The organism is Stenotrophomonas sp. STK16_22, assembly GCF_051984505.1.
GTDB classification, from domain to species: domain Bacteria; phylum Pseudomonadota; class Gammaproteobacteria; order Xanthomonadales; family Xanthomonadaceae; genus Stenotrophomonas; species Stenotrophomonas maltophilia_A.
Window position 1 is genome coordinate 2,056,454 of sequence record NZ_CP196972.1, and the last position, 25,175, is coordinate 2,081,628.

The window sequence follows — 25,175 nt, forward strand, 5'->3', positions numbered from 1 at the left end:
CAGGGCTGCGCCCTGCACCCGCAGAGGCCGAAGCGACAGCAACGGCAACAGCAACAGCGGACTATCCGAGGGATGGCGGGGTGGTGTGGGTTGACAGGACACGCCGTAAACCCGTCCATGGGGGCTCGATGGCGCCATCCATGGCGCCAACGGTCCTGCCAACCCACACCACCCCACCTCAGACAGATTTCGCGCGGTTGTTGGCAACTGCGGCTTTGTTCCGCGCGGCTGTTGGTAGGTGTCGACCTTGGTCGACACGATTTTTCTCTCAGATATCGAATGAGTCATCCACGCATGGCGTGGATCTACTGTGTCGACCAAGGTCGACACCCACCAACAGCGACGCAGAGCGCCGTCCCGACAGATCGCAGAACTCTGTCGAAGGCGGGATGGGTCCGGTTGCGGGAGTGTCCGCGGCATGGATGCCGCGGCCAAGCCCCCATGGAAGGGTTTACGGCGTCTCCCGCAACCGGACCCACCCCGCCATCCCTCAGGAAACCAGCTTCTGCTGTTGCTGTTGCTGTTGCTGTTGCTCTGGATCGTAGCGGGTGCAGGGCGCAGCCCTGCCGAAAACCCCATTCAGGCAGGTAAGTGCAGGTCACAGGATAAGCAGACGCCTTGTTGCCTCCGCCATTCGGGTCCACATTCCTGTGCAGGAGACGGGCCACCGCCCGTTGTCGAGACAACAGGAGCCCTGCATGTCCGCTGCCCCCACCACCGCCATTTCCCGCGATCCGGCCACCGGCCAGCAGATCGCCAGCCATCCCTTCGCCACCGACGCCGAGCTGGAAACAATCCTGGATCGCGGCCAGGTCGGCTTTGCGGCCTGGAGCGTCAAGAACCTCGAACAGCGCGCAGACGTACTGCGTGCGATGGCCGCGGTACTACGCCGTGACCGTGAAAAGCTGGCCGCGCTGGCTACCGCCGAAATGGGCAAGGTCCAGGCCGAAGCGCTGGCCGAAATCGAGAAGTGTGCTGTGCTGTGCGACTGGTACGCCGACAACGGTGCGCAGTTCCTGCGCGACGAACCGACCCAGGTGCCCGACGACAAGGCTTACGTGTCCTACCTGCCGCTGGGCGTGGTGCTGGGCATCATGCCGTGGAACTTCCCGTACTGGCAGGTGATGCGCGCGGCGGTGCCGATCCTGATGGGCGGCAACGGCTTCCTGCTGAAGCCGGCCGAGAACATCGTCGGTACCGCGCAGCTGCTCGACGCCGCATGGCGCGATGCCGGCTTGCCGGAGGGCACCTTCATCGCGGCCAACATCAGCCGCGAGGGCACCAGCCGCGCGATCGCCGATGACCGCATCGCGGCGGTGACCCTGACCGGAAGTGTGGCCGCCGGCCGCAGCATTGCTGCCCAGGCCGGGCAGGCGCTGAAGAAGGTGGTGCTGGAACTGGGCGGTTCCGATCCGTTCATCGTCCTGGCCGATGCCGATCTTGATGCGGCCGTCGATGCGGCGGTGGCCTCGCGCTTCCAGAACACCGGGCAGGTCTGCATCGCCGGCAAGCGCATCATCGTCGAAGACGCGGTCTACGATCGTTTCGTGGCGCAGTTCTGCCGGAAGGTGCAGGCACTGACCATTGGCGACGGCCGTGACCCGGCAAACCGCATCGGCCCGATGGCGCGCCAGGATCTGCTGGAGCAGCTCGACGCGCAGGTACGCGCTTCGGTCGACGCCGGTGCGCAGCTGCTGGTCGGCGGGCACCAGCTGGATCGTCCGGGTGCGTTCTATGCACCCACCGTGCTGGCCGGGGTTGAGCCGGGCATGCAGGCCTTCGACACCGAAACGTTCGGGCCGGTGGCCTCGATCAGCCGCGCCCGCGACGCCGACCATGCGGTGGAACTGGCCAACCAGAGCGAGTTCGGCCTCAGCGGCAACCTGTGGAGTGGCGACCGCGCCCGTGCGATGCAGCTGGCGCGCCGGCTGCAGACCGGCGGTGTATTCGTCAACGGCTTCTCTGCGTCCGATCCGCGCGTGCCGATCGGCGGCGTGAAGAAGAGCGGCTTCGGCCGTGAGCTCTCGCACTTCGGCATCCGCGAATTCGTCAACGCGCAGACGGTGTGGTTCGACAAGCGTTGACGCGCAGCTTCCATCCTCCCTGCAACGATCCACCATCAGTCCAGCGAAAAGGACGGCATTCCAATGTCCAAGGGTTCAGATCTGCTTGTCGCCGCACTTGAGAACGAAGGCGTCGAGCGCATTTTCGGCATTCCCGGCGAAGAAAATCTCGACGTGGTCGAGTCGCTGCGTCATTCCAGCATCGAGCTGGTCATCACCCGCCACGAGCAGGCGGCGGTGTTCATGGCGGCCACCTATGGCCGCCTGACCGGCAAGCCGGGCGTGTGCCTGGCCACGCTCGGCCCCGGCGCGCTGAATTTCACCACCGGCGCCGCGTATGCGCTGCTTGGCGCATGGCCGGTCATCATGATCACCGGGCAGAAGGGCATCGTCGCCAGCAAGCAGGCGCGCTTCCAGATCGTCGACATCGTCAGCACGATGAAGCCGCTGACCAAGCTGGCGCGTCAGATCGTCTCGGCGCGCACCATCCCGACCATCGTCCGCGAGGCGTTCCGTGTCGCCCAGGAAGAGCGCCCGGGCCCGGTGCTGCTGGAGCTGCCCGAAGATATCGCCGCCGATGAGGTCGAGGGCGTGGCGCTGATTCCGCCGCACGCGGTGGATCGTCCCATTGCCAGTCCGGAGGCGCTGGATCGGGCGGCGGAGATCATCCGCAACGCCAAGCGCCCCCTGCTGATGATCGCCTCGGCGGCGTCGCGGCCGCAGTCCAGCGAAGCGCTGTCGGCGTTCGTGTTGCGCGCCGGCATTCCGTTCTTCACCACGCAGATGGGCAAGGGCGCGGTGGCCGGTGGTTCGGGCCTGTACATGGGCACCGCGGCGCTGACCGAGCGCGATTACGTGCACATGGCGATCGACCAGGCCGACGTGATCGTGACCATCGGCCACGAGGTCACCGAGAAGCCGCCGTTCGTGATGCGCCCGGGTGGGCCGACCGTGATCCATATCGGCTACTCGCAGGCGGCCGTGGAGCAGGTGTACTTCCCCCAGGTGGAAGTGATCGGTGACATCGGTCGTTCGCTGACCCAGTTGGCCGATCGTATCGAAGGCGCGGTGCCGAACGCTGACGCGCTGCTGCCGCTGCGCGCGACCATTCTGGAACATCTGGCTGACCGAGCCGAGGAGGCTGGATTCACGCCTCAGCGGCTGGTGCACGACGTGCGCCAGGTGATGCCGCCGGACGGCATCGTGGCGCTGGACAACGGCATGTACAAGATCTGGTTCGCGCGCAATTACCGCACCCAGGTGGCCAATACGCTGCTGCTGGACAATGCGTTGGCGACCATGGGCGCGGGCCTGCCGTCGGCGATCATGGCTTCGATCCTGTACCCGCAGCGGCGGGTGCTGGCGGTGTGCGGCGATGGCGGGTTCATGATGAACAGCCAGGAGCTGGAGACCGCGCGTCGGCTGGGCCTGAACCTGGTGGTGCTGATCCTCAACGACGGCGCCTACGGCATGATCCGCTGGAAGCAGGCGGTAGATGGCTTCACCGACTACGGCATGACCTTCAGCAACCCGGATTTCGTGAAGTACGCGGAAGCCTACGGCTGCAAGGGCCACGAGGTGCCCGCCATCGAGCAGTTCATCCCGACGCTGGAGGCGGCCTTCAACGAGGGCGGGGTGCACCTGGTGTCGGTGCCGGTGGACTATTCGGAGAACCAGCGGGTGCTGGTGGACGAGCTGCGGCAGGCGTTCCCTGGGAACGGTTGACGCCGGGACGAGCGCCAACCAAGGTTGGCGACTACCGGGGCGTCGTTCCCCGGAATCCGGTAGGTGTCGACCTTGGTCGACACACGGACCGCCAACCAAGGTTGGCGGCCATCTGGGCGGGCCCGGCCCAAGGCCGGGGCAGGGCGGTTTTGGTATGCTGGGCAACCGGCTGTGCCGGGTGCAACATCCCCCCTCACTACACGATTCCCGCAGATCCATGAGCGAAGCTACCGATACCCCCCCCGTTGACGAAAACAAGTTGATCGCCGAGCGCCGCGAGAAACTCAAAACGCTGCGTGGGCAGGGCATCGCGTACCCGAACGACTTCCGTCGCGAGGACTTCGCCGGCCGCCTGCAGGAAGAATTCGCCGATGCCGAGACCTGGACCGCCGAGGCGCTGGAAGGCAACGGCCGCCAGGTGAAGATGGCCGGCCGCCTGATGGCCAAGCGCATCATGGGCAAGGCCAGCTTCGCGCAGATCCAGGACGAGTCCGGCCGCATCCAGCTGTTCCTGCAGGGCGCGGTGCTGGGCGATGCCTACACGGCCTTCAAGGGCTGGGACGTGGGCGACATCATCGCCGTCGAAGGCGGCCTGACCCGTACCAAGACCGGCGAACTGTCGGTCAAGGCCGAGTCGATCCGCCTGCTGACCAAGTCGCTGCGCCCGCTGCCGGACAAGTGGCACGGCCTGGCCGACGTCGAGCAGCGCTACCGCCAGCGTTACGTCGATCTGATCGTGACCCCGGAATCGCGCGCAGTGTTCATCAAGCGCTCGAAGATCATCCGCGCCATGCGCGCGTGGCTGGACAACCGCGACTTCCTGGAAGTCGAGACGCCGATGATGCATTACATCCCCGGCGGCGCGGCGGCCAAGCCGTTCACCACCCATCACAACGCGCTGGACCTGGACCTGTACCTGCGCGTGGCGCCGGAGCTGTACCTCAAGCGCCTGACCGTGGGTGGCCTGGAGCGTGTGTACGAGATCAACCGCAACTTCCGCAATGAAGGCGTCAGCACCCGCCACAATCCGGAATTCACCATGATGGAACTGTACGAGGCCTATGCCACGTACAACGAAATCATGGACCTGACCGAGGGTGTGATCCGTGATGTGGCCAAGGCCGTGAACGGTGGCACCGAAGTGGAATGGGACGGCGCGAAGATCGACCTGGGCCCGGCGTTCCGCCGCTGGCGCATGGATGAGGCAGTGCGCCACCACAACCCGGAAATCTCGGCCGCTGATTGCACTGACCGCGATGCGCTGCTGCGCCATTGCGAGCGCTTGAACATCCGCGTCAAGCCGTCCTACGGCTGGGGCAAGCTGTTGCTGGAGATCTTCGAGGCCACGGTCGAGCACACCCTGATCCAGCCGACCTTCATCACCGACCATCCGGTCGAGGTCTCGCCGCTGGCCCGTGCCAATGACAACGACCCGGGCTACACGGATCGCTTCGAGCTGTTCGTCAACGGCAAGGAGCTGGCCAACGGCTTCTCCGAACTGAACGACCCGGAAGACCAGGCCCAGCGTTTCCAGGCCCAGGTGGCCGCGAAGGAAGGCGGCGACGACGAGGCGATGCATTACGACGCCGACTACATCCGTGCGCTGGAGTACGGCATGGCCCCGACCGGCGGCCTCGGCATCGGCGTTGATCGCCTGGTGATGCTTCTGACCGGCAGCAGCTCGATCCGTGACGTGCTGCTGTTCCCGTACATGCGTCCGGAGCAGTAAGTCGTCTTTTTGACTCCCGTTTGTGCGCGCCGTCCCGAAATGAGACGGCGCGATTGACGCCTCCCGCGCTCGGCGTATCGTTAATGCACTACCTTGACGTCTGTTATGGCTTGATCGGCGCCAGGGGGAGTGCGCATTGTGGAGAGTCCGCTTCACAATGTGATGACGATCATGAACCGGGACGCATGACACGGGAGTCGGGCCGATGCAGGGTGCGAGCGTTCGCAGCAGCAGGGTATCCTCGCCTGCTGATGATCCAGCATGGTCGAGAAACCAGGCGGAGTACGCGTTGAACATCGTCATTGTTGACGACCAGACGTCCGCGCGGACGATGCTGCGTCACGTCATCGAAGACATCGCGCCGGAACTGAGCGTGTATGACTTCGGTGATCCGCTGACCGCATTGGCCTGGTGCGAGGCGCACCCGGTCGACCTGCTGCTGCTCGATTACCGCATGCCGGAGATGGACGGGCTGGAGTTCGCCCGTCGATTCCGGCGCCTGCCCAAGCACCGCGATATCCCGGTGATCCTGATCACCGTGGTCGGCGACGAGCCGATCCGCCAGGCGGCGCTGGAAGCGGGGGTCATCGACTTCCTGGTCAAGCCGATCCGCCCGCGCGAACTGCGCGCGCGCTGCTACAACCTGCTGCAGCTGCGCCAGCAGACCGAGAACGTGAAGCAGCGGGCGTTGTCGCTGGAGCAGCGCCTGCTGGCCAGCATGCACGAGGTCGAGGAACGCGAACGCGAGACCCTGTCGCGATTGGCGCGGGCGATCGAGTTCCGTGATGCCGGCACCAGTGCCTATCTCGAACGCATGGCGCGCGTTGCGGGGCTGATCGCCGAGCAGCTTGGCCTGCCCGAAGACGACGTGCGCCTGATCGAGATGGCGGCACCGCTGCATGACATGGGCAAGATCGCCATTCCCGACGCGGTGCTGCTCAAGCAGGGCAAGCTCAATGACGAGGAGCTGGCGATCATGCGCCGGCACCCACGCATCGGCCACGAGCTGCTCAGTGGCAGCCAGAACCGTTTCATCCAGGTGGGCGCGCTCATCGCGCTGCGCCATCACGAGCGCTATGACGGCAGCGGCTATCCCGACGGCCTGGTCGGCGAAGCGATCCCGCTGGAAGCGCGGATCGTTGCTGTCGCCGACGTCTTCGATGCGCTGATCTCGCCCCGTCCGTACAAGGAAGCATGGACCATGGAAGCCACTCTGGCTTATCTGTACGCCCAGCGTGGGCGACTGTTCGATCCGCGTTGCGTGGATGCGCTGATGCGCGGCCACCAGCAGTTGATGGATATCTGCGCCCAGCACTCGACGGCATCGACGCGACCGGGTGGGTGACATGCAGGACCTGTTCGCACGCGTGAGGCGTCGGCTGGCGCAGCGTCCGGATTCGGAACATGGCCAGGCGATCGTGCGGGTGGTGCTGATCTCGCTGATCCTGGTCTATGTTCTGTTGTCCGGCGCCCGCCTGCACCGGCTGGATCAGTACCAGGGCGCGCTGGCAACGGCGTTGACCGGGCTGGGCCTGTCGCTGCTGTTGTTCGGCTGGCTGCTGTGGAAGCCGCAGCGCTCGGACCCGCGGCGGGTGGCCGGGATGCTGGCCGATTACGGCCTGATCGCGATCGGCATGATCCAGATGGGTGAGCCGCTGGCGTGGGTGTATGCGGTGGTGATGTGGGTCACGGTGGGCAACGGCCTGCGCTTCGGGCCGCGTTACCTGACCGCTGTCATCGTGCTGGCGATGATCAGTTTCGGCACTACCGTGCTGTTGACTCCCTATTGGCAGGCCAACCTGGGGCTGGCCATTTCCCTGTGGTTGGGGTTGCTGGCAGTACCGTTGTGCTGCTCCTCCCTGCTGCGCCGAAGGATGCGACATCCAACCATGGATACGATTCCCGCCGCTGGATCCGACAAGCGCTCGCTGTTGGCCCGCTTCAAGCAGCGCCTGTCCGGGCGCGAGGACAGCGAGCACGCGCAGAACCTGATCCGCATCATCATCACGGCACTGTTCATCAGCTATCTCGGCTGGCGCTCGCTGAGCGGCGGCGGTGAGGCGCTGACGGCGACGTGGCTGATCCTCGCCTTCGAGCTGACCATTTCCGCCGGCCTGCTGACCGCGATCCTGGTCAATCCGGGCGTGTCGCATGTGCGCCGGGTGATCGGCATGCTGACCGATTACACCTGCATGGCCTGGATCATGACCATCCAGGGCGAGCCGGCCGCACCGCTGTATGCGGTGATGCTGTGGGTGACGATCGGCAACGGCATGCGCTACGGCAGCACCTACCTGCGCGTGGCCACGGCCATGGGCTGCCTGGCCTTCCTGTGCACGGTGATGCTGTCGCCGTACTGGCGCGGCCACGATTATCTGGGCTGGGGCCTGTTGCTGGGCCTGGGTGCGATTCCGCTGTACTTCGATTCGCTGCTGCATGCCTTGACCCGGGCGGTGGCCGAGGCGCGCCAGGCCAACGAAGCCAAGAGCCGCTTCCTGGCCAACATGAGCCATGAGTTCCGCACGCCGTTGAACGGGCTGGCCGGCATGACCGAAGTGCTGGCCACCACCCGCCTGGACGACGAACAGCGCGAGTGCCTGAACACCATCCAGGCCTCGACCCGCAGCCTGCTGGCGCTGGTGGAAGAGGTGCTGGACATCTCCGCGATCGAAGCTGGCAAGGTGCGCGTGGAGTGGCACGAGTTCGCGCTGGCCGACGTGCTGCAGGCGATCAACCTGATCCTGACCCCGCAGACCCGCTCCAAATCGCTGGATTATCGCGTGCAGGTGGACGACAACGTGCCGCCGCGCCTGCTCGGGGATGCCGGGCATCTGCAGCAGATCCTGCTGAACCTGATGGGCAACGCGGTCAAGTTCACCGACAGTGGCTACGTGCACCTGCGCGTGTCCAGCCCCGATGCGCTGGGCAGCGAGCGGATGCGCCTGCGATTCGAGATCGTCGATACCGGCATCGGCGTGCCGGTGGCGTTGCGCGGACGCCTGTTCAATGCGTTCGAGCAGGGCGATGTCGGCCTGGCCCGTCGCCATGAAGGCACCGGTCTGGGCACCGCCATTGCCAAGGGCCTGGTCGAGTCGATGGGCGGGCAGGTCGGCTATGCGCCGAACAGCCCGCGCGGCAGCGTGTTCTGGGTCGAGATCACGCTGGACGTCGCAGACACCTCATCAGCCCCGGCGGTTCCGTCCGAGGTGGCTGAAGCCGGCAATGTCATCGCGTTTTCCAATCCCTTCCTGCGCCATCGCGCACGGGTGCGGAGCCTGCGGGTTCTGGTCGCCGACGACCACGAGGCCAACCGCATGGTGCTGCAGCGGCTGCTGGAGAAGGCCGGCCACAAGGTCACCTGCGTCAACGGCGGCGCCGAAGTGCTCGATGCGTTGGAGCAGGCCAGTTACGACGCAGCGATCGTCGACCTGCACATGCCCGGCATGAGCGGACTGGATCTGCTCAAGCAGTTGCGGGTGATGCAGGCCAGCGGCATGCCTTACGTTCCGGTCATGGTGCTGAGCGCAGACGTCACCCCCGAGTCCATCCTGCGTTGCGAGCAGGCCGGCGCCCGCGCCTTCCTTGCCAAGCCCGTGGTGGCCACCCGCCTGCTGGAAGTGCTGGCCGATGTCGCCGCCAACACCCGCGCCGAGCCCGGCATCCAGTCGGTGCCTGCATTGCCGGTCGGCGATGGCGTGCTCGATACCGCGGTGCTGGACGAGCTGGCGTCGCTGGGCATGGGCGATGGCTTCGAACGCAAGTTCATCGACCAGTGCCTGGCGGACGTCGACGCGAGCATGGGCCAGCTCCAGGGCTGCGGCGAGCGCCAGGCCTGGGAGGATTTCCGCGAGCACGCCCACGCGCTGCGCGGCGTGGCAAGCAACCTGGGGCTTGTCCAGGTTGCCGCCTCCAGTGGCGAAATCATGCGCATGGCGGACTGGCAGCTGAAGGGTGAATGGAGCTCCCGCCTCGGCAACCTGGCGACCGCTCTGCGCAACGGCAGGAATGCGTTGGCTGCCCGAAGTGCGGGGGCACCGCACCGCGACGACAGCGAGCGCAGCCCGTCCTGACCCGCCAGACGATCAGGCCGGGTCGCCATTGCGCCGGGCCTGCGCCCGTACCAGCCGATCCATGGTGCGCAGGGACTTCTCGCCGAGCTGCATCGCAGTGTCTACCCAGATCTCGGTGATCCGCATCATTTCATGCAGCGGCACCATGGTGGCGATCTCGTTGACCTCACGCATCGCCGCCCAGGCGTGTGGGATGCGTCGGCTTTCCTTGATCACCTGTTCGACTGCGGCAACACCTTCGCCCACCGGCACCACGATGTCGACCAGGCCCATTTCCTTCAGCTGGCTGGCGGTGTAGAGGTTGCCTTCCAGCATGATCTTCTCCGCCAGCCGCGGACTGATCCGCTGGCACAGGAAGGAGTAGGCACCCATGCCGGGGAACAGGTCGAACAGCACCTCCGGCAGGCCCATCAACACGCCTTCCTCGGCGACGATGGTGTGGCAGCTCAGTGCGGCCTCGAAGCCGCCCCCCAGTGCGTTTCCCTGGACCAGGGCGATGCTGTGGGCACGGGTGCCCAGGCCAGCATGGAAGGCATGCACGCCGCGCACGCAGCGCTGGGCATAGTCGAGCAGGCGGGCACGGTCGCCTTCGCGGATCAGGCGGCAGAACAGTTCGAGATCGCCGCCCAGGTTGAACACGTCGCTGTCCGAGGCAAGTACGACATGGGGTGACAGAGCGTGCGAGGCGCTGAGGCGATCGCCCAGTTCGCGCTGGTAGTCGACGATGTCATCGACCAGGCGCGAGGCGAAGCACGGCCGGCCTGGCTGGTTGACCAGGTTGGCGTGCATATGGATCCAGTAAACATCCCGCTCGGGTTCTTCGGTGATACGCAGGGTAGGGTGCTGCGAGGGGCGGGTAATGATGGGGCGTACTGCAGACATGGGAGTTCTCCGTATGACCGTCCGGCCAACCGCAGAGCGGACGGAGAGGAGTGAGGGGGCGAGCTGAACATGCGGCGGCGACTGATTCTATGCACCCGTCGTGAACCGCCCGCAAGCGCCGGGCCGGCCATGTTCCGGCAATAAAAAGACCCCGCCGTCTCCGGCGGGGTCCCCTGTACTGTCGTGTTGCCCGGAAACCCTTACTGGGCGGGCGTATCACGCAGCTCGCGACGGAGAATCTTGCCGACGTTGGTCTTCGGCAGCTCCTTTCGGAATTCTACGATTCTGGGGTGCTTGTAACCGGTCAGGTTGGCCCGGGCATGTTCCTTGACCATTTCCGCGGTCAGGTTCGGGTCCTTCTTCACGATCACGACCTTCACGACCTCGCCGGACTTCTCGTCCGGGACACCGACCGCAGCCACTTCCAACACGCCGGGCATCATCGCGATGACGTCCTCGACCTCGTTCGGGTACACGTTGAAGCCGGACACCAGGATCATGTCCTTCTTGCGGTCGACGATGTAGAAGAAGCCCTGTTCGTCCATCTTCGCCATGTCGCCGGTGTGCAGCCAGCCGTCGGCGTCGATGGCTGTGGCGGTTTCCTCCGGGCGCTGCCAGTAGCCCTTCATCACCTGCGGGCCCTTGATGCACAGCTCGCCCACTTCGCCCAGCGCCAGGATGTTGCCGTTGTCGTCCTTGATGCACGCATCGGTGGACGGGATCGGCAGGCCGATGGCGCCGTTGTACTCGGGCAGGGTGAGCGGGTTGATGCAGGCCGCCGGCGAGGTCTCGGTCAGGCCATAGGCTTCGACCAGGGTCACCCCGGTAACCTTCTTCCAGCGTTCGGCCACGGCACGTTGTACCGCCATGCCGCCGCCGAGGGTGAACTTGACCGAAGAGAAGTCGATCTCGTCGAAGCCGGGCGTGTTGAGCAGGCCGTTGAACAGCGTGTTGACGCCGGTGATGGCGGTGAAACGGGTGCCCTTGAGCTCCTTGACGAAGCCCTTCATGTCGCGCGGGTTGGTGATCAGGTGGTTGCAGCCACCGAACTTCATGAAGACCAGGCCGTTCGCGGTCAACGCGAAGATGTGGTACAGCGGCAAGGCAGTGATGATCACTTCCTTGCCCGGCTCGATGCCCGAGGTGGACAGCCACGCCGACGCCTGCTGCATGTTGGCAATCAGGTTGCGGTTGGTCAGCATCGCGCCCTTGGCCACGCCGGTGGTACCGCCGGTGTACTGCAGGAAAGCGATGTCGTCGTGGTCGATCTCGACCTTCGGAAGCGCGTGGCGGCTGCCCAGCTTGAGCGCCTGCCTGAAGCGGACGGCGCCCTTGATGTGGTAGTTGGGCACCATCTTCTTGACGTACTTCAGCACGAAGTTGACGATCGCGCCCTTGGCGCCGAGCAGGTCGCCCAGGCCGGTGGTGACCACGTGCTTGACCGGCGTATCGGCGATGACCTGTTCGACGGTGTCGCCGAAGTTGTCGACCACCACCAGCGCACTGACGCCCGCGTCGACCAGCTGGTGCTTGAGTTCGCGCGCGGTGTACAGCGGGTTGACGTTGACCACGGTCAGTCCGGCGCGCAACACGCCGAAGGTGGCCACCGGGTACTGCAGGCAGTTGGGCATCATCAGGGCGACGCGGTCACCCTTCTTGAGCTTGAGCTCACCCAGCAGGTAGGCGGCGAACTGGGTGACCAGCGCATCGGTCTCACCGTAGGTGAGCACTTTGCCGAAGCTGGAGTAGGCCGGACGGTCGCGGAATTTCGCGACGGAAGCGTCGAAGACCGAAGCTACCGAATGGAACTCGTTGATGTCGATTTCGGCGGGAACGCCTTTCGGATAGCTCTGCAGCCAGGGACGATCCAGACTCATATTCCCCCTCCAGGAATCGTGATGTATTAGGTTCCGGCCCTGAGCGTAGCGACAATGGCCGTTCATTGCAGCATACCCCGCCGTAGGGAAAACGCGAAGAGGCCCCGAAGGGCCTCTTTGCTTGGTCGTGCCGGCCGCTGGCCGGCATCTGCGCTCGATCGGGATTCCGGTGGATGCCGGCCAGCGGCCGGCACGACCGTGTCGCCAAGCGGGGCGCTTGCGTCAGTCCTGCTTGCGCACCGGTGCACCGTTGGCCTTGTAGTACGGCGCGGTGCTGCGGGCCAGCGGGGTGCGGCCGCGGATCACGTCGGCCAGCTTCTCGGCCATCATGATGGTCGGCGCGTTGAGGTTGCCGGTCACCACCTGCGGCATGATCGAGGCATCGACGATGCGCAGGCCTTCCAGCCCGTGCACGCGGCCCTGGCCGTCGACCACCGCCATCGGGTCATCGGCGTGGCCCATCTTGTTCGAGCACGACGGGTGGTAGGCGGTCTCGGCATGTTCGCGGACGAACGCATCGATCTGCGCATCGGTCTGCAGCGCGCTGCCCGGGGAAATCTCGCGGCCGCTGTACGGTGCCAGCGCCGGCTGCGCGAAGATCTCGCGGGTGATGCGGATCGCCGCGCGGAACTCGCGCCAGTCCTGCTCATGCGACATGTAGTTGAAGAGGATGCTCGGATGTTCGCGCGGATCCTTCGAACGCACGTGGATGCGGCCGCGGCTGGGCGAGCGCATCGAACCGACGTGCATCTGGAAGCTGTGCGCCTTGATCGGGTTGGAGCCGTTGTAATTGATCGCCACCGGCAGGAAGTGGTACTGCAGGTTCGGCCAGTCGAATTCGGCGTCGCTGCGGATGAAGCCGCCGGCCTCGAACTGGTTGCTGGCGCCGATGCCGGTGCCCAGGAACAGCCACTCGGCGCCGATGGCCGGCTGGTTGTACAGCTTCAGTGCCGGTGCCAGCGAGACCGGCTTCTTGCACTCGTACTGCAGGTACATCTCCAGGTGGTCCTGCAGGTTGGCGCCGACGCCCGGCAGGTGGTGCACCAGGTCGATGTCCAGGCTGCGCAGCAGGTCGGCCGGGCCGACGCCCGAACGCTGCAGGATCTGCGGCGAGGCGATGGCGCCGCCACACAGCAGTACTTCGCGGCGCGCGGTGGCACGCTGCGGCTGGTCGTTGCGCAGCCACTGCACGCCCACCGCACGCTTGCCCGAGAACAGGATGCGGTCGGTAAGCGCGTGGGTGACGATGGTCAGGTTCGGGCGCGGCTTGGCCAGGTCCAGGTAACCACGGGCGGTGCTGGAGCGACGGCCCTTCGGGGTCACCGTGCGGTCCATCGGGCCGAAGCCTTCCTGCTGGTAGCCGTTGAGGTCGTCGGTGCGCGGGTAGCCGGCCTGTACGCCGGCTTCGACCATCGCAGCGAACAGCTCGTTGTTACCGGCCTTCGGCGTGGTCACGCGCAGCGGGCCGTCGCCACCGTGGTAGTCATTGGGGCCGATGTCACGGGTTTCCGCCTTGCGGAAGTATGGCAGGCAGTCCAGGTAGGTCCAGTCTTCCAGGCCCGGCATGCTGGCCCAGTTGTCGTAATCCATCGCGTTGCCGCGGATGTAGCACATGCCGTTGATCAGCGACGAGCCGCCCAGGCCCTTGCCGCGGCCGCAGTCCATGCGGCGGTTGTTCATGAAGGGCTCGGGATCGGTCTTGTACGCCCAGTTGTAGCGCTTGCCCTGCAGCGGGAAGGCCAGTGCCGCCGGCATCTGGGTACGGAAGTCGAGCCGGTAGTCCGGGCCACCGGCTTCCAGCAGCAGCACGCTGACATCGGCATCTTCGGTGAGGCGGGTAGCCAGCACGTTGCCGGCCGAACCGGCGCCGATGATGATGTAGTCGTACTCGTTGTGGGTGCTCATGGGTGTCTCCTGCAGGCCGGGGCGCGCTGCGTGCAGGCGTCCCGGCGGAATGTCGGATCGGCGCGGTGGCCGGACGAGGGTGCGCGCTCGGGGCGCGCCGGTCAGAACACGCTGGCGTAGTCGCCCAGTTCCACCTGCACCGACTTGATGCGGGTGTAGTGGCCGAGGGTGGAAATGCCGTTCTCGCGGCCGACGCCGGATTCCTTGTAGCCACCGACCGGCATTTCGGCCGGAGACTCACCCCACGTATTGATCCAGCAGATGCCGGCTTCCAGGCGGTGGATGATGCGGTGGGCGCGGCTGATGTCCTTGCTGACCACGCCGGCGGCCAGACCGAAGGTGGTGTCGTTGGCGCGACGCACCACTTCGTCTTCGTCGTCGTAGGCGAGGATGCTCATGACCGGCCCGAAGATCTCTTCCTTGACGATGGTCATGTCATCGCGGCAGTCGGAGAACACGGTCGGCAGAACGTAGGCGCCATTGGCCAGCGCGCCTTCGGTGGCACGGCCACCGCCGGTCAGCAGGCGGGCGCCTTCGGCCTTGCCGCTTTCGATGTAGCGCAGCACGTTTTCCATGTGCGGGAAGCTGGTCAGCGGGCCGAAGTTGGTTTCGGCGGCCATCGGGTCGCCGATGCGGATGCGCTTGACGCGCTCGACAACGGCGGCCTCGAACGCGGCGAGCATGCTGCGCGGCACGAACACGCGGGTGCCGTTGGTGCAGACCTGGCCGGAGCTGAAGAAGTTGGCCATCACCGCGATGTCGGCGGCGCGGTCCAGGTCGGCGTCATCGCAGATCACCAGCGGCGACTTGCCGCCCAGCTCCATGGTCACTTCCTTCAGTGAGGAGGACGCGGCGCTGGCCATGACCTTCTTGCCGGTGGCGACGCCGCCGGTGAAGGAAATCTTCTCGATCACCGGGTGCTCGGTCAGCCACTGGCCGATCTCGCGGCCCGGGCCCTGCACGACGTTGAACACGCCAGCCGGCACGCCGGCTTCGGTGTAGATCTCGGCCAGCCGGATCGCGGTCAGCGGGGTCACTTCGGAGGGCTTGAACACCATCGCGTTGCCGGCAGCCAGCGCCGGGGCCGACTTCCACATGGCGATCTGGATCGGGTAGTTCCAGGCGCCGATGCCGGCGACCACGCCCAGCGGCTCGCGACGGGTGTAGAAGAAGCTCGATTCGCGCAGCGGCAGCTGGATGCCTTCGATGGCGGTGGCCAGGCCGGCGTAGTACTCGACCACGTCGGCGCCGGTGACGATGTCCACGGTGGTGGTTTCGGCCAGCGCCTTGCCGGTGTCCAGGGTTTCCAGGTGGGCCAGCTCGTCGTTGCGCTCACGCAGGATCTCAACGGCGCGGCGCAGGATGCGCGAGCGCTCCATCGCGGTCATCGCGGCCCACACCTTCTGGCCTTCGGACGCGCTCTGCACGGCACGCTCGACGTCGGCCTGGCTGGCAACCTGCACTTCGGCGATCACCTCACCGGTGGCCGGATTGACGGTCTTGAAGGTCTTGCCGCTGGTGGCATCGACGCGCTGGCCGTGGATGTAGAGCTGTTGGGCGGGCAGGGTGGTCATGGGGCGTACTCCTTGGAAGGGGGCGGGTGCTGGAGCGCTTATAGCGCGACAGCCTGCAACTGGAAGTCGATGTAGCCGTAAGCGATGCGCCGGGACTTCTCGGCGTTGAACTGGCCGCCGACCAGGCTGCCGCGCAGCCACAGGCCATCGATCATCGCGGCCAGCCCGCGGGCGGCCAGGCGGGCCTGCGGGTGGGGCAGCAGGCGGTTGAACTGGTGGCACAGGTTGGAGAACAGGCGCTGGTCGTTGGCGCGCTGCAGCCGGGCCAGTTCCGGCTGGTGCATGCTCGCGGCCCAGAAGGTGAGCCAGACGCGCATCGCGGTGCCGTTGATCTGGCTGTCGTCGAAGTTGCCGTCGACGATGGCGCGCAGCTGCTCGCGTGGGTCGTCGCTGGCGTCGGCGCGGTAGCGGGCGACCGCGTCCTTCAGCTCGCGCAGGATCTGCCGCATTGCAGCATTGAGCAGGCCGTCCTTGTCGCCGAAGTAGTGGGCGACGATGCCGCTGGACAGCCCTGCCTTCTTCGCGATGGTGGCGACGGTCGCATCGGCCATGCCGATCTCGTCGATGGTCTGGAAAGTGGCCCGGATCAGCTGTTCGCGCCGTACCGGTTCCACGCCTTTCTTCGGCATTGTCTCTCCACGGATTGCGACCCGAAGGATCGGGCTGCCCGCCATTATGCTTTTTATTGATTGAACGTTCAATCAATAAACCCTAGGATGCGCTCGCGCCCCACGCCATGGGCCCGGTTTACCGGTCCGGCCCCGCCCATGTGCTCCCTCGGACTTGATGAGACGACCCCATGTCTTCCCTGGCTCATCCCAAGCGTTCGCCCCTGCGCTTGAACCGTTTTGTCTTCTTCAGCTCCTCGGTGTCGATCGGCATCCTCGGGCTGCTCACCGTTCTCTATCCCGAAGGCAGCGAGCACTGGCTGCAATGGGCGCAGGCCGAGGTGTCGGCCGCGTTCGGCTGGTGGTACATGCTGCTGATCGTGCTGTGCCTGGGCTTCGTGCTGTGGCTGGCGTTCTCGCCGTATGGCCGCATCCGCCTGGGTCACAACGAGGAATCGCCGGCCTTCGGCTACGTCGCCTGGGTCTCGATGCTGTTCTCGGCCGGCATCGGCATCGCGCTGCTGTACTACGGCGCCTACGAGCCGCTGGACCACTTCCTGCATCCGCCCGGGCAACCCGGCGGCACCGTGGCCGCCGGCCGCGAGGCGATGGTGCTGACCTTCCTGCACTGGGGCCTGCACGGCTGGGCGCTGTATGCGCTGGTCGGCGTGGCACTGGGCTATTTCGCCTACCGCCGTGACCTGCCGCTGGCGCTGCGCTCGGCGCTGTACCCGATCTTCGGTGAGCGCATCCATGGTCGCATCGGCGACATGGTCGATGGCTTCGGCATCCTCGCCACGCTGATCTCGATGGTCACCAACCTCGGCATCGGCGCGCTGGTGGTGCAGTCCGGCCTGGTCTACCTGTTCCACATCCCGGATACGCCGCAGGTGCTGGTGGCGATCGTGCTGGTGATGATGGTGGTGGCCACCATCGGCGTGGTCGCCGGTGTGGAGAAGGGCATTGCCTGGTTGTCCAACCTCAACGTGCGCCTGCTGTGCGGCCTGCTGCTGTTCGTGCTGGTCACCGGCCCGACCCTGCACCTGTTCGATGGCCTGATCCAGAACACCGGCGATTACCTCGGTGCGTTCGTGCGCAAGAGTTTCGACATGTACCTCAACGACCCGAAGGGCCGTGAGTGGATGGGCTCGTGGACGCTGTTCTACTGGGCCTGGTGGATCGCCTGGGCGCCGTTCGTCGGCCTTTTCGTGGCACGCATCTCGCGTGGCCGCACCATCCGCGAAGTGATCATGGGCGTGCTACTGATCCCGCTCGGCTTCACCCTGGCGTGGCTGTCGATCTTCGGCAACACCGCCATCGACCTGGTGCTCAACCATGGCCAGGCGATCCTGGGTGACGTGGCCCAGCACGATGCGGCGATGACGCTGTTCAAGCTGCTGGAATACCTGCCCGCCGCGCCGTACGTGGCCGGTGCCGCGGTGGTGATCGGCTTCGTGCTGTTCCTGACCCCGGTCGATTCGGGCACGCTGATGATCGCCAACCTGTGTACCCGTCGCGTTGACGATGGCGTGGAAGACGGTCATGACGCGCCGATCTGGCTGCGCGTGTTCTGGGCCGTCGGCATCACCGTGGCCAGCGTCGGGCTGCTGCTGGCCGGCAATTTCAGCGCAATGCAGACGGCGGTGGTGCTGTGCGGCCTGCCATTCTCGTTCACCCTGGCGTTCTACATGTGGGGCCTGCTGAAGGCGCTGCGCACCGACCCGGACGCGCCGCGCCGCTGAGCGCGCACCTGGCGCCCATCCCGGTGCCGCCGGAGATGCGGTAGAGCCAGGCCATGCCTGTCTGCAGAGAAACAGGAAGGGCCGGATCCGCGAGGATCCGGCCCTTTTGTTGGGTAGTCGACCAGCAGTCGACTCTACCGAGAGCGGAACGTTACTTGCTGGCCAACTGGCGCAGCACGTACTGCAGCAGGCCGCCATGACGGAAGTACTCGACTTCCTTCGGGGTCAGCAGCATCACCGAAACCTCGAAGCTCTTCTTGGTGCCGTCGGCCTTGGTCGCGGTGACCGTGGCGCGCTTGCTGGCACCGTCCTGCAGGCCGGTGATGTCGATCACTTCCGAGCCGTCCAGGCCCAGGCTCTGCGCGTTCTCGCCATTGCGGAACTGCAGCGGCAGCACGCCCATGCCGACCAGGTTGGAGCGGTGGATGCGCTCGAAGCTCTCGGCGATGACCGCCTTCACCCCCAACAGCAGGGTGCCCTTTGCAGCCCAGTCACGCGACGAGCCGGTACCGTATTCCTTGCCGGCCAGCACCACCAGCGGCACCTTGTCGGCCTTGTACTTCATGGCCGCATCGTAGATCGCCAGCTTTTCCGGCTGGCCGCCACCGGCCGGGTAGTACAGGGTGTTGCCGCCTTCCTCGCCACCGAACATCAGGTTCTTGATGCGGATGTTGGCGAAGGTGCCGCGCACCATCACGTCATCATTGCCGCGGCGGCTGCCGTAGCTGTTGAAGTCGGCCGGCTGCACGCCACGTTCCTGCAGGAAGCGGCCCGCGGGCGAGTCCTTCTTGATGTTGCCGGCCGGGGAGATGTGGTCGGTGGTGATCGAATCGCCGAACAGGCCCATCACGCGCGCACCATGCACGTCGTCGATGCTGCCGGTCTGCATGGTCATGCCATCGAAGTAGGGCGGGTTCTTGATGTAGGTGGAGGCATCGCTCCACGCGTACAGGTTGCCGTCCGGCGAGGCGATGGTGTTCCAGCGGGTATCACCCTTGAACACGTCGGCGTAGTTCTGCTTGAACATCTCCGGCCCGATGGTGGCGGCGATGACGTCGCCGATTTCCTTGTTGCTCGGCCAGATGTCGCGCAGGAACACCGGCTGGCCATCGCTGCCGGTACCCAGCGGCTGGGTGGTCAGGTCGATGTCGGTGGTGCCGGCGATGGCGTAGGCCACCACCAGCGGCGGGCTGGCCAGGTAGTTCATCTTCACTTCGGGGTGCACGCGGCCCTCGAAGTTGCGATTGCCCGACAGCACCGAGGTGACCACCAGGTCGCCGGTGGCGATGCCGGCGCTGACTTCGGTCGGCAGCGGGCCGGAGTTGCCGATGCAGGTGGTGCAGCCGTAGCCGACCACGTAGAAGCCGATCTTTTCCAGCTCCTTCAGCACACCGGCCTTTTCCAGGTAGTCGGTGACGACACGCGAGCCCGGCCCGAGCGAGGTCTTCACCCACGGCTGGCGGTTCAGGCCCTTGGCGGCCGCATTGCGGGCCAGCAGGCCGGCGCCGATCATCACCGCCGGGTTGGAGGTATTGGTACACGAAGTGATGGCAGCGATGACCACCGCGCCGTCCTTCAGGCGGACCTTGCGGCCTTCGATCTCGATGTCGGCGAAGCCCTTGGCCAGCTGCTCGTTGCCGACCGCGGCGCCGCCGCCTTCGTTGACGAACGAGGAGACGTCGTCGCTGCGCTTGTCACGGTTGGCGGTCATGCCGACCAGGGCTTCACGGTAGTTCTTCTGCACGTCTTCCAGAAGCACGCGGTCCTGCGGGCGCTTCGGGCCGGCCAGCGACGGCTTCACCGTGCCCATGTCCAGTTCCAGCGTGGTGCTGTACTGGGCGTGCGGGCTGCCCGGCTCGTGCCACAGGCCCTGCGCCTTGGCGTAGGCCTCGACCAGGTTGATCTGCTCTTCGCTGCGGCCGGACAGGCGCAGGTAGTTCAGCGACTCGGCGTCGATCGGGAAGATGCCACAGGTGGCGCCGTATTCCGGGGCCATGTTGCCGATGGTGGCGCGGTCGGCCAGCGGCAGGTGCTGCAGGCCGTCACCGTAGAACTCGACGAACTTGCCGACGACGCCCAGCTTGCGCAGCATCTGGGTGACGGTCAGCACCAGGTCGGTGGCGGTGGCACCCTCGGGCAGCTTGCCGGTCAGCTTGAAGCCGACCACCTGCGGGATCAGCATCGACGATGGCTGGCCGAGCATGGCGGCCTCCGCTTCGATGCCGCCAACGCCCCAGCCCAGCACGCCGATGCCGTTGATCATCGTGGTGTGGCTGTCGGTACCGAACACGGTATCGGGGTAGGCCACGGCCTTGCCATCCTTGTCCGCGGTCATCACCACGCGGGCGAGGTTCTCCAGGTTCACCTGGTGGACGATGCCGGTGTTCGGCGGCACCACCTTGAAGTTGTCGAAGGCCTTCTGGCCCCAGCGCAGGAAGCCGTAGCGTTCCTGGTTGCGCTGGAATTCGATCTTGCCGTTGAGGTCCAGTGCGTCCGGCTTGCCGAACACATCGACCTGCACCGAGTGGTCGATGACCAGTTCGGAGGGAATCTGCGGGTTGATCTGCTCCGGCGAGCCGCCGAGCTTGACCACCGCATCGCGCATCGCGGCCAGGTCGACCACGCAGGGCACGCCGGTGAAATCCTGCAGGACCACGCGCGCCGGCATGAAGGCGATCTCGGTATCCGGTTCGGCCGCCGGATTCCAGCGGGCCACGGCTTCGATGTGGTCCTTGCCGACGGTGATGCCGCCGTCCTCGTGCCGGAGCAGATTCTCCAGCAGGATCTTCATCGAGTAGGGCAGGTGGGAGATATCGAAGCGCTGGCCCAGCGTGGGCAGGCTGAAGTAGTCGTAGGTCTTGCCGCCGACGTTCAGCTGGCTGCGGGTGGAGAACGAATCGCTCATGCGGGGTAACTCCTTCTTGCGGATGGCTTGCTCTGGCCCATGCGTGCAGGGGCCTGCTTGCGGTCGCCGGTGGCATTCCGGCCCCGGATCCTGCCCAGTATCGGCGATCCAGCGCCCGGCAATGACCCGGCTGGCTTGGAACGCAAGGTTACAGCGGTGTGTGTAGCCTTCGTGTCAGCGCGTGCGGTCGTCGCCCGCTGGCCCGAACGCAGACGGGACGCCCATGGGCGCCCCGTCCGGAAGTGCGTGTCGAGCAGGACTTACTTGCCGTTGGCGGCATCCAGCAGCGGATTGCCGGTCTTGCCAACAGCGTTGCTCTTGGACTTGGCCGTCAGCACACCCTGCTTGTTGAATTCCAGGACGGTCGCTTCCTGGATGTTCTTGCCGAAGGTCTTGATCTTCACGTAGTCGTAGTACCAGACCTGCGTGTCGCCCAGCTGTTCGCGGCGGCCGGGTGCGCCGAACTTCTCACGGACCTGGTCCTGGCTGGTCTTGCCGACTTCCAGGGTGTCCATCTGCTGTTGGGTGATCTCGACGCCGGTGGTGTAGGCGCCGAACGGATTGGCGTGGGCTGCCGTCGTCGAAAGGGCCAGCGGGGCAGCCAGCATCAGGGCAAGGGTCAAGGCGCGCATGGAACATCCTTTTATGGCGGGTAGGTGCGGGCGGCACGCGGTGCGTCCAGCCCGGGGCCGCAGCAGGTCGCTGCGGAGCCAGTCTAACCCCCGGATGCGACCAGCGCAGGATCGCGGTCACGGATTGGGCGGGTTTGTTCCAGATGCCGCGAGTATGTATAATTCATGCATACTTTTTGAGGCGTACCCCCCATGGAAGCCACCGTCGCTGAACGCGGACAGATCACCCTGCCCAAGGCGGTGCGTGATGCCCTCGGCCTGACCAAGGGCACGCTGCTGAAGGTCGAGCTGGACGGCAGCCGCATCATCCTGCGCAAGAGTGTTGACGATGCCATCTCACGGGCGCGCGGCAAGTTCGCGCTGGACGGCTTCGAATCGTCCGACGCGGCGGTGCGCGCGGTGCGTGACGAGGAGTAAGCGGTGATGATCGCCGTCGATTCACCAGTTCTGGTCGAGCTGCTCAGCAATGGTCCGCAGGCCGATGCGGTGGAAGCCATCCTGCGGCAGAGCCTGGTCGGCGGCCGCGTGGTGGTCTGTGGCGCAACGTTGGCCGAAGTCTGCGCATCGCTGCGCGGCGGTGCCGAAGTGCTCGAAGCGCTGGAAGAGATGGGCGTGCATTTCAACCCGATGGAAGCCAAGTCGGCACTGCGCGCCGGCGAGATGCACCGCCGTCATCGCCAGCGCGGCGGCAGCCGCCGCAGCCTGGACGAATTCATGGTCGGCGCCCACGCACTGCTGCAGTGCGACGGCCTGATCACCTGGAACGACACGTTTTACCGCGACTACTTCAAGGGCCTGAAGCTGATCGTGCCGCAAGCCTGAGCCCACTTTGTTATTTCAACCTACGCATTACCCGGGAGTTGTCATGTTGGAAGCCTACCGCCACCACGTCGCCGAGCGCGCTGCGCTTGGCATCCCGCCGCTGCCGCTGAGCGCGCAGCAGACGGCCGATGTCATCGAACTGCTGAAGAACCCGCCGCAGGGCGAGGCCGAGTTCCTGCTCGACCTGCTGACCCACCGCGTGCCGGCCGGCGTCGATGACGCAGCCAAGGTCAAGGCCTCGTACCTGGCCGCGATCGCGCTGGGCAGCGAGCAGAACCCGCTGATCAGCCGCGAGCGCGCCACCGAACTGCTGGGCACCATGCTCGGCGGTTACAACGTTGCGCCGCTGGTGCAGCTGCTGGACGACACCAGCGTCGGCACCATTGCTGCCAATGGCCTGAAGAAGACCCTGCTGGTGTTCGACGCGTTCCACGACGTGCAGGAAAAGGCCAAGGCCGGCAACGCCAACGCCCAGGCCGTGCTGCAGAGCTGGGCCGATGCCGAGTGGTTCACCAGCAACCCGGAAGTGCCGCAGAGCCTGACCGTCACCGTGTTCAAGGTGCCTGGCGAGACCAACACCGACGACCTGTCGCCGGCACCGGATGCGACCACCCGCCCGGACATCCCGATGCACGCCCTGGCGATGCTGAAGAACAAGCGCGACGACGCGCCGTTCACCCCGGAAGAAGACGGCAAGCGCGGCCCGATCCAGCAGATCCTCGACCTGAAGGACAAGGGCCACCTGGTTGCCTATGTCGGCGACGTGGTCGGTACCGGCTCCTCGCGCAAGTCGGCCACCAACAGCGTGCTGTGGTGGACCGGTGATGACATTCCGTTCATCCCGAACAAGCGCGCCGGTGGCGTCTGCCTGGGTTCGAAGATCGCCCCGATCTTCTACAACACCATGGAAGATGCCGGCGCACTGCCGATCGAGCTGGACGTGTCGAAGATGGAGCACGGCGATGTGGTCGAGCTGCGTCCGTACGAAGGCAAGGCGCTGAAGAACGGTGAAGTGATCGCCGAGTTCCAGGTCAAGTCCGAAGTGCTGTTCGACGAAGTGCGTGCCGGTGGCCGCATTCCGCTGATCATCGGCCGTGGCCTGACCGGCAAGGCGCGCGAAGCGCTGGGCCTGGCCCCGACCAACCTGTTCCGCCTGCCGGTGCAGCCGGCCGACACCGGCAAGGGCTTCTCGCTGGCACAGAAGATGGTCGGCCGCGCCTGTGGCCTGCCGGAAGGCCAGGGCATGCGCCCGGGCACCTACTGCGAACCGAAGATGACCTCGGTCGGCTCTCAGGACACCACCGGCCCGATGACCCGTGACGAGCTGAAGGACCTGGCCTGCCTGGGCTTCTCGGCCGATCTGGTGATGCAGTCGTTCTGCCACACCGCCGCCTACCCGAAGCCGGTGGACGTGAAGACCCACCACACCCTGCCGGAGTTCATCTCCACCCGTGGCGGCGTTTCGCTGCGCCCGGGCGACGGCGTGATCCATAGCTGGCTCAACCGCATGCTGCTGCCTGACACCGTGGGTACCGGTGGTGACTCGCACACCCGCTTCCCGGTGGGCATTTCGTTCCCGGCCGGTTCGGGCCTGGTCGCCTTCGCTGCGGCCACCGGCGTGATGCCGCTGGACATGCCGGAGTCGGTGCTGGTGCGCTTCAAGGGCAAGATGCAGCCGGGCGTGACCCTGCGTGACCTGGTCAACGCAATCCCGCTGTACGCGATCAAGTCGGGCCTGCTGACCGTGGCCAAGGCTGGCAAGAAGAACATCTTCTCCGGCCGCATCCTGGAAATCGAAGGCCTGCCGGAGCTGAAGGTCGAACAGGCGTTCGAACTGTCCGACGCCTCGGCCGAGCGTTCGGCGGCCGGTTGCTCGGTGCGCCTGAACAAGGAACCGATCATCGAGTACCTGACCAGCAACATCACGCTGCTGAAGTGGATGATTGCCGAGGGCTACCAGGATCCGCGTTCGCTGCAGCGTCGCATCGAGAAGATGGAGGCGTGGCTGGCCAACCCGCAGCTGCTGGAGCCGGATGCCGACGCCGAGTACGCCGCCGTCATCGAGATCGACCTGGCCGACATCCAGGAGCCGATCGTGGCCTGCCCGAACGATCCGGACGACGTGAAGACCCTGTCCGAAGTCGCTGGCGCCAAGATCGACGAAGTGTTCATCGGTTCGTGCATGACCAACATCGGTCACTTCCGTGCCGCTGCCAAGCTGCTGGAAGGCAAGCGTGACCTGCCGACCCGCCTGTGGGTGGCCCCGCCGACCAAGATGGACGCCTCGGAGCTGACCAAGGAAGGCGTGTACGGCACCTTCGGCGCCACCGGCGCCCGCATGGAAATGCCGGGCTGCTCGCTGTGCATGGGCAACCAGGCGCAGATCCGCGAAGGCTCCACCGCGATGTCGACCTCGACCCGCAACTTCCCGAACCGCCTGGGCCGCAACACCAACGTGTACCTGGGTTCGGCCGAACTGGCCGCGATCTGCTCGCGTCTGGGCCGCATCCCGACCAAGGAAGAGTACATGGCGGACATCGGCGTGATCAACGCCAATGGTGCGGAGATCTACCGCTACATGAACTTCGACCAGATCGAGGAATACCAGGACGTGGCCAACACGGTCGCTGCCTGATGCGGT

Annotated in this window: 16 protein-coding genes; 9 read left to right on the plus strand and 7 right to left on the minus strand. The window is 65.8% G+C overall.

Annotated features, from left to right (window positions below; all coding sequences use genetic code 11):
* Positions 1–698: 698 nt before the first annotated feature.
* The 5 genes from ACSYAO_RS09515 to ACSYAO_RS09535 all read left to right on the plus strand — a co-directional run bounded on the left by ACSYAO_RS09515 (position 699) and on the right by ACSYAO_RS09535 (position 9,587).
* Entirely contained in the window at positions 699–2,084 is a 1,386-nt protein-coding gene (locus ACSYAO_RS09515; protein WP_076739004.1) for an NAD-dependent succinate-semialdehyde dehydrogenase, read from the plus strand.
* Positions 2,085–2,147: 63 nt separating this feature from the next.
* The gene (locus ACSYAO_RS09520; protein ID WP_076739005.1) at positions 2,148–3,788 is read left to right on the plus strand and encodes an acetolactate synthase large subunit; all 1,641 of its coding nucleotides are present in this window, start codon (positions 2,148–2,150) and stop codon (positions 3,786–3,788) included.
* 217 nt (positions 3,789–4,005) lie between these two features.
* On the plus strand, positions 4,006–5,517 hold the full coding sequence (gene lysS, locus ACSYAO_RS09525; protein ID WP_005409494.1) for a lysine--tRNA ligase: 1,512 nt from the start codon (positions 4,006–4,008) through the stop codon (positions 5,515–5,517).
* 205 nt (positions 5,518–5,722) lie between these two features.
* A complete protein-coding gene (locus ACSYAO_RS09530; RefSeq protein WP_005409495.1) occupies positions 5,723–6,862 on the plus strand; it encodes a response regulator in 1,140 nt (379 codons plus the stop codon).
* A 1-nt stretch (position 6,863) separates the two neighbouring features.
* Positions 6,864–9,587 (plus strand): response regulator, encoded by a 2,724-nt coding sequence (locus tag ACSYAO_RS09535; RefSeq protein WP_083714068.1) that lies wholly within the window; start codon positions 6,864–6,866, stop codon positions 9,585–9,587.
* A gap of 12 nt (positions 9,588–9,599) precedes the next feature.
* Here the strand turns inward: ACSYAO_RS09535 and ACSYAO_RS09540 are convergent, their stop codons facing one another.
* The 5 genes from ACSYAO_RS09540 to betI all read right to left on the minus strand — a co-directional run bounded on the left by ACSYAO_RS09540 (position 9,600) and on the right by betI (position 16,454).
* On the minus strand, positions 9,600–10,469 hold the full coding sequence (locus ACSYAO_RS09540) for a crotonase/enoyl-CoA hydratase family protein (RefSeq protein ID WP_012480080.1): 870 nt from the start codon (positions 10,467–10,469) through the stop codon (positions 9,600–9,602).
* Positions 10,470–10,669: 200 nt separating this feature from the next.
* The gene (locus ACSYAO_RS09545) at positions 10,670–12,346 is read right to left on the minus strand and encodes a long-chain fatty acid--CoA ligase (protein WP_076739006.1); all 1,677 of its coding nucleotides are present in this window, start codon (positions 12,344–12,346) and stop codon (positions 10,670–10,672) included.
* Between the two features lie 222 nt (positions 12,347–12,568).
* Positions 12,569–14,251 (minus strand): choline dehydrogenase, encoded by a 1,683-nt coding sequence (gene betA / locus ACSYAO_RS09550; protein ID WP_012480082.1) that lies wholly within the window; start codon positions 14,249–14,251, stop codon positions 12,569–12,571.
* A gap of 101 nt (positions 14,252–14,352) precedes the next feature.
* Entirely contained in the window at positions 14,353–15,825 is a 1,473-nt protein-coding gene (betB, locus tag ACSYAO_RS09555) for a betaine-aldehyde dehydrogenase (RefSeq protein ID WP_076739008.1), read from the minus strand.
* A gap of 38 nt (positions 15,826–15,863) precedes the next feature.
* A complete protein-coding gene (gene betI, locus ACSYAO_RS09560) occupies positions 15,864–16,454 on the minus strand; it encodes a transcriptional regulator BetI (protein ID WP_005409501.1) in 591 nt (196 codons plus the stop codon).
* Positions 16,455–16,624: 170 nt separating this feature from the next.
* On the opposite strand from betI, the gene ACSYAO_RS09565 reads away from it, so the two are divergent.
* Positions 16,625–18,175 carry a BCCT family transporter gene (locus ACSYAO_RS09565; protein WP_005409502.1) on the plus strand — a complete coding sequence of 517 codons (1,551 nt, stop codon included), beginning with the start codon at positions 16,625–16,627 and terminating at the stop codon, positions 18,173–18,175.
* Positions 18,176–18,326: 151 nt separating this feature from the next.
* On the opposite strand, the gene acnA is transcribed toward ACSYAO_RS09565, so the two are convergent.
* On the minus strand, positions 18,327–21,080 hold the full coding sequence (gene acnA, locus ACSYAO_RS09570; RefSeq protein WP_099562502.1) for an aconitate hydratase AcnA: 2,754 nt from the start codon (positions 21,078–21,080) through the stop codon (positions 18,327–18,329).
* A 260-nt stretch (positions 21,081–21,340) separates the two neighbouring features.
* The gene (bamE, locus tag ACSYAO_RS09575) at positions 21,341–21,712 is read right to left on the minus strand and encodes an outer membrane protein assembly factor BamE domain-containing protein (RefSeq protein ID WP_005409504.1); all 372 of its coding nucleotides are present in this window, start codon (positions 21,710–21,712) and stop codon (positions 21,341–21,343) included.
* A 192-nt stretch (positions 21,713–21,904) separates the two neighbouring features.
* Between bamE and ACSYAO_RS09580 the strand changes: the two genes are divergently transcribed.
* Genes ACSYAO_RS09580 through acnB form a run of 3 tightly spaced genes read left to right on the plus strand, consistent with a single transcriptional unit; the run spans position 21,905 to position 25,169 of the window.
* Positions 21,905–22,129 carry an AbrB/MazE/SpoVT family DNA-binding domain-containing protein gene (locus ACSYAO_RS09580; RefSeq protein WP_005409505.1) on the plus strand — a complete coding sequence of 75 codons (225 nt, stop codon included), beginning with the start codon at positions 21,905–21,907 and terminating at the stop codon, positions 22,127–22,129.
* A gap of 6 nt (positions 22,130–22,135) precedes the next feature.
* Entirely contained in the window at positions 22,136–22,534 is a 399-nt protein-coding gene (locus ACSYAO_RS09585) for a type II toxin-antitoxin system VapC family toxin (protein ID WP_005409506.1), read from the plus strand.
* Between the two features lie 43 nt (positions 22,535–22,577).
* Positions 22,578–25,169, plus strand: coding sequence for a bifunctional aconitate hydratase 2/2-methylisocitrate dehydratase (gene acnB / locus ACSYAO_RS09590; protein ID WP_076739010.1), 2,592 nt, complete (start codon positions 22,578–22,580; stop codon positions 25,167–25,169).
* The last annotated feature ends 6 nt before the right edge of the window (positions 25,170–25,175 follow it).

Bases quoted from the DNA above. Each gene is read 5' to 3' on its own strand.
- ACSYAO_RS09515 (WP_076739004.1), top strand. From the start codon at position 699: ATGTCCGCTGCCCCCACCACCGCCATTTCCCGCGATCCGGCCACCGGC.
- ACSYAO_RS09520 (WP_076739005.1), top strand. From the start codon at position 2,148: ATGTCCAAGGGTTCAGATCTGCTTGTCGCCGCACTTGAGAACGAAGGC.
- lysS (WP_005409494.1), top strand. From the start codon at position 4,006: ATGAGCGAAGCTACCGATACCCCCCCCGTTGACGAAAACAAGTTGATC.
- ACSYAO_RS09530 (WP_005409495.1), top strand. From the start codon at position 5,723: ATGCAGGGTGCGAGCGTTCGCAGCAGCAGGGTATCCTCGCCTGCTGAT.
- ACSYAO_RS09535 (WP_083714068.1), top strand. From the start codon at position 6,864: ATGCAGGACCTGTTCGCACGCGTGAGGCGTCGGCTGGCGCAGCGTCCG.
- ACSYAO_RS09540 (WP_012480080.1), bottom strand. From the start codon at position 10,469: ATGTCTGCAGTACGCCCCATCATTACCCGCCCCTCGCAGCACCCTACC.
- ACSYAO_RS09545 (WP_076739006.1), bottom strand. From the start codon at position 12,346: ATGAGTCTGGATCGTCCCTGGCTGCAGAGCTATCCGAAAGGCGTTCCC.
- betA (WP_012480082.1), bottom strand. From the start codon at position 14,251: ATGAGCACCCACAACGAGTACGACTACATCATCATCGGCGCCGGTTCG.
- betB (WP_076739008.1), bottom strand. From the start codon at position 15,825: ATGACCACCCTGCCCGCCCAACAGCTCTACATCCACGGCCAGCGCGTC.
- betI (WP_005409501.1), bottom strand. From the start codon at position 16,454: ATGCCGAAGAAAGGCGTGGAACCGGTACGGCGCGAACAGCTGATCCGG.
- ACSYAO_RS09565 (WP_005409502.1), top strand. From the start codon at position 16,625: ATGTCTTCCCTGGCTCATCCCAAGCGTTCGCCCCTGCGCTTGAACCGT.
- acnA (WP_099562502.1), bottom strand. From the start codon at position 21,080: ATGAGCGATTCGTTCTCCACCCGCAGCCAGCTGAACGTCGGCGGCAAG.
- bamE (WP_005409504.1), bottom strand. From the start codon at position 21,712: ATGCGCGCCTTGACCCTTGCCCTGATGCTGGCTGCCCCGCTGGCCCTT.
- ACSYAO_RS09580 (WP_005409505.1), top strand. From the start codon at position 21,905: ATGGAAGCCACCGTCGCTGAACGCGGACAGATCACCCTGCCCAAGGCG.
- ACSYAO_RS09585 (WP_005409506.1), top strand. From the start codon at position 22,136: ATGATCGCCGTCGATTCACCAGTTCTGGTCGAGCTGCTCAGCAATGGT.
- acnB (WP_076739010.1), top strand. From the start codon at position 22,578: ATGTTGGAAGCCTACCGCCACCACGTCGCCGAGCGCGCTGCGCTTGGC.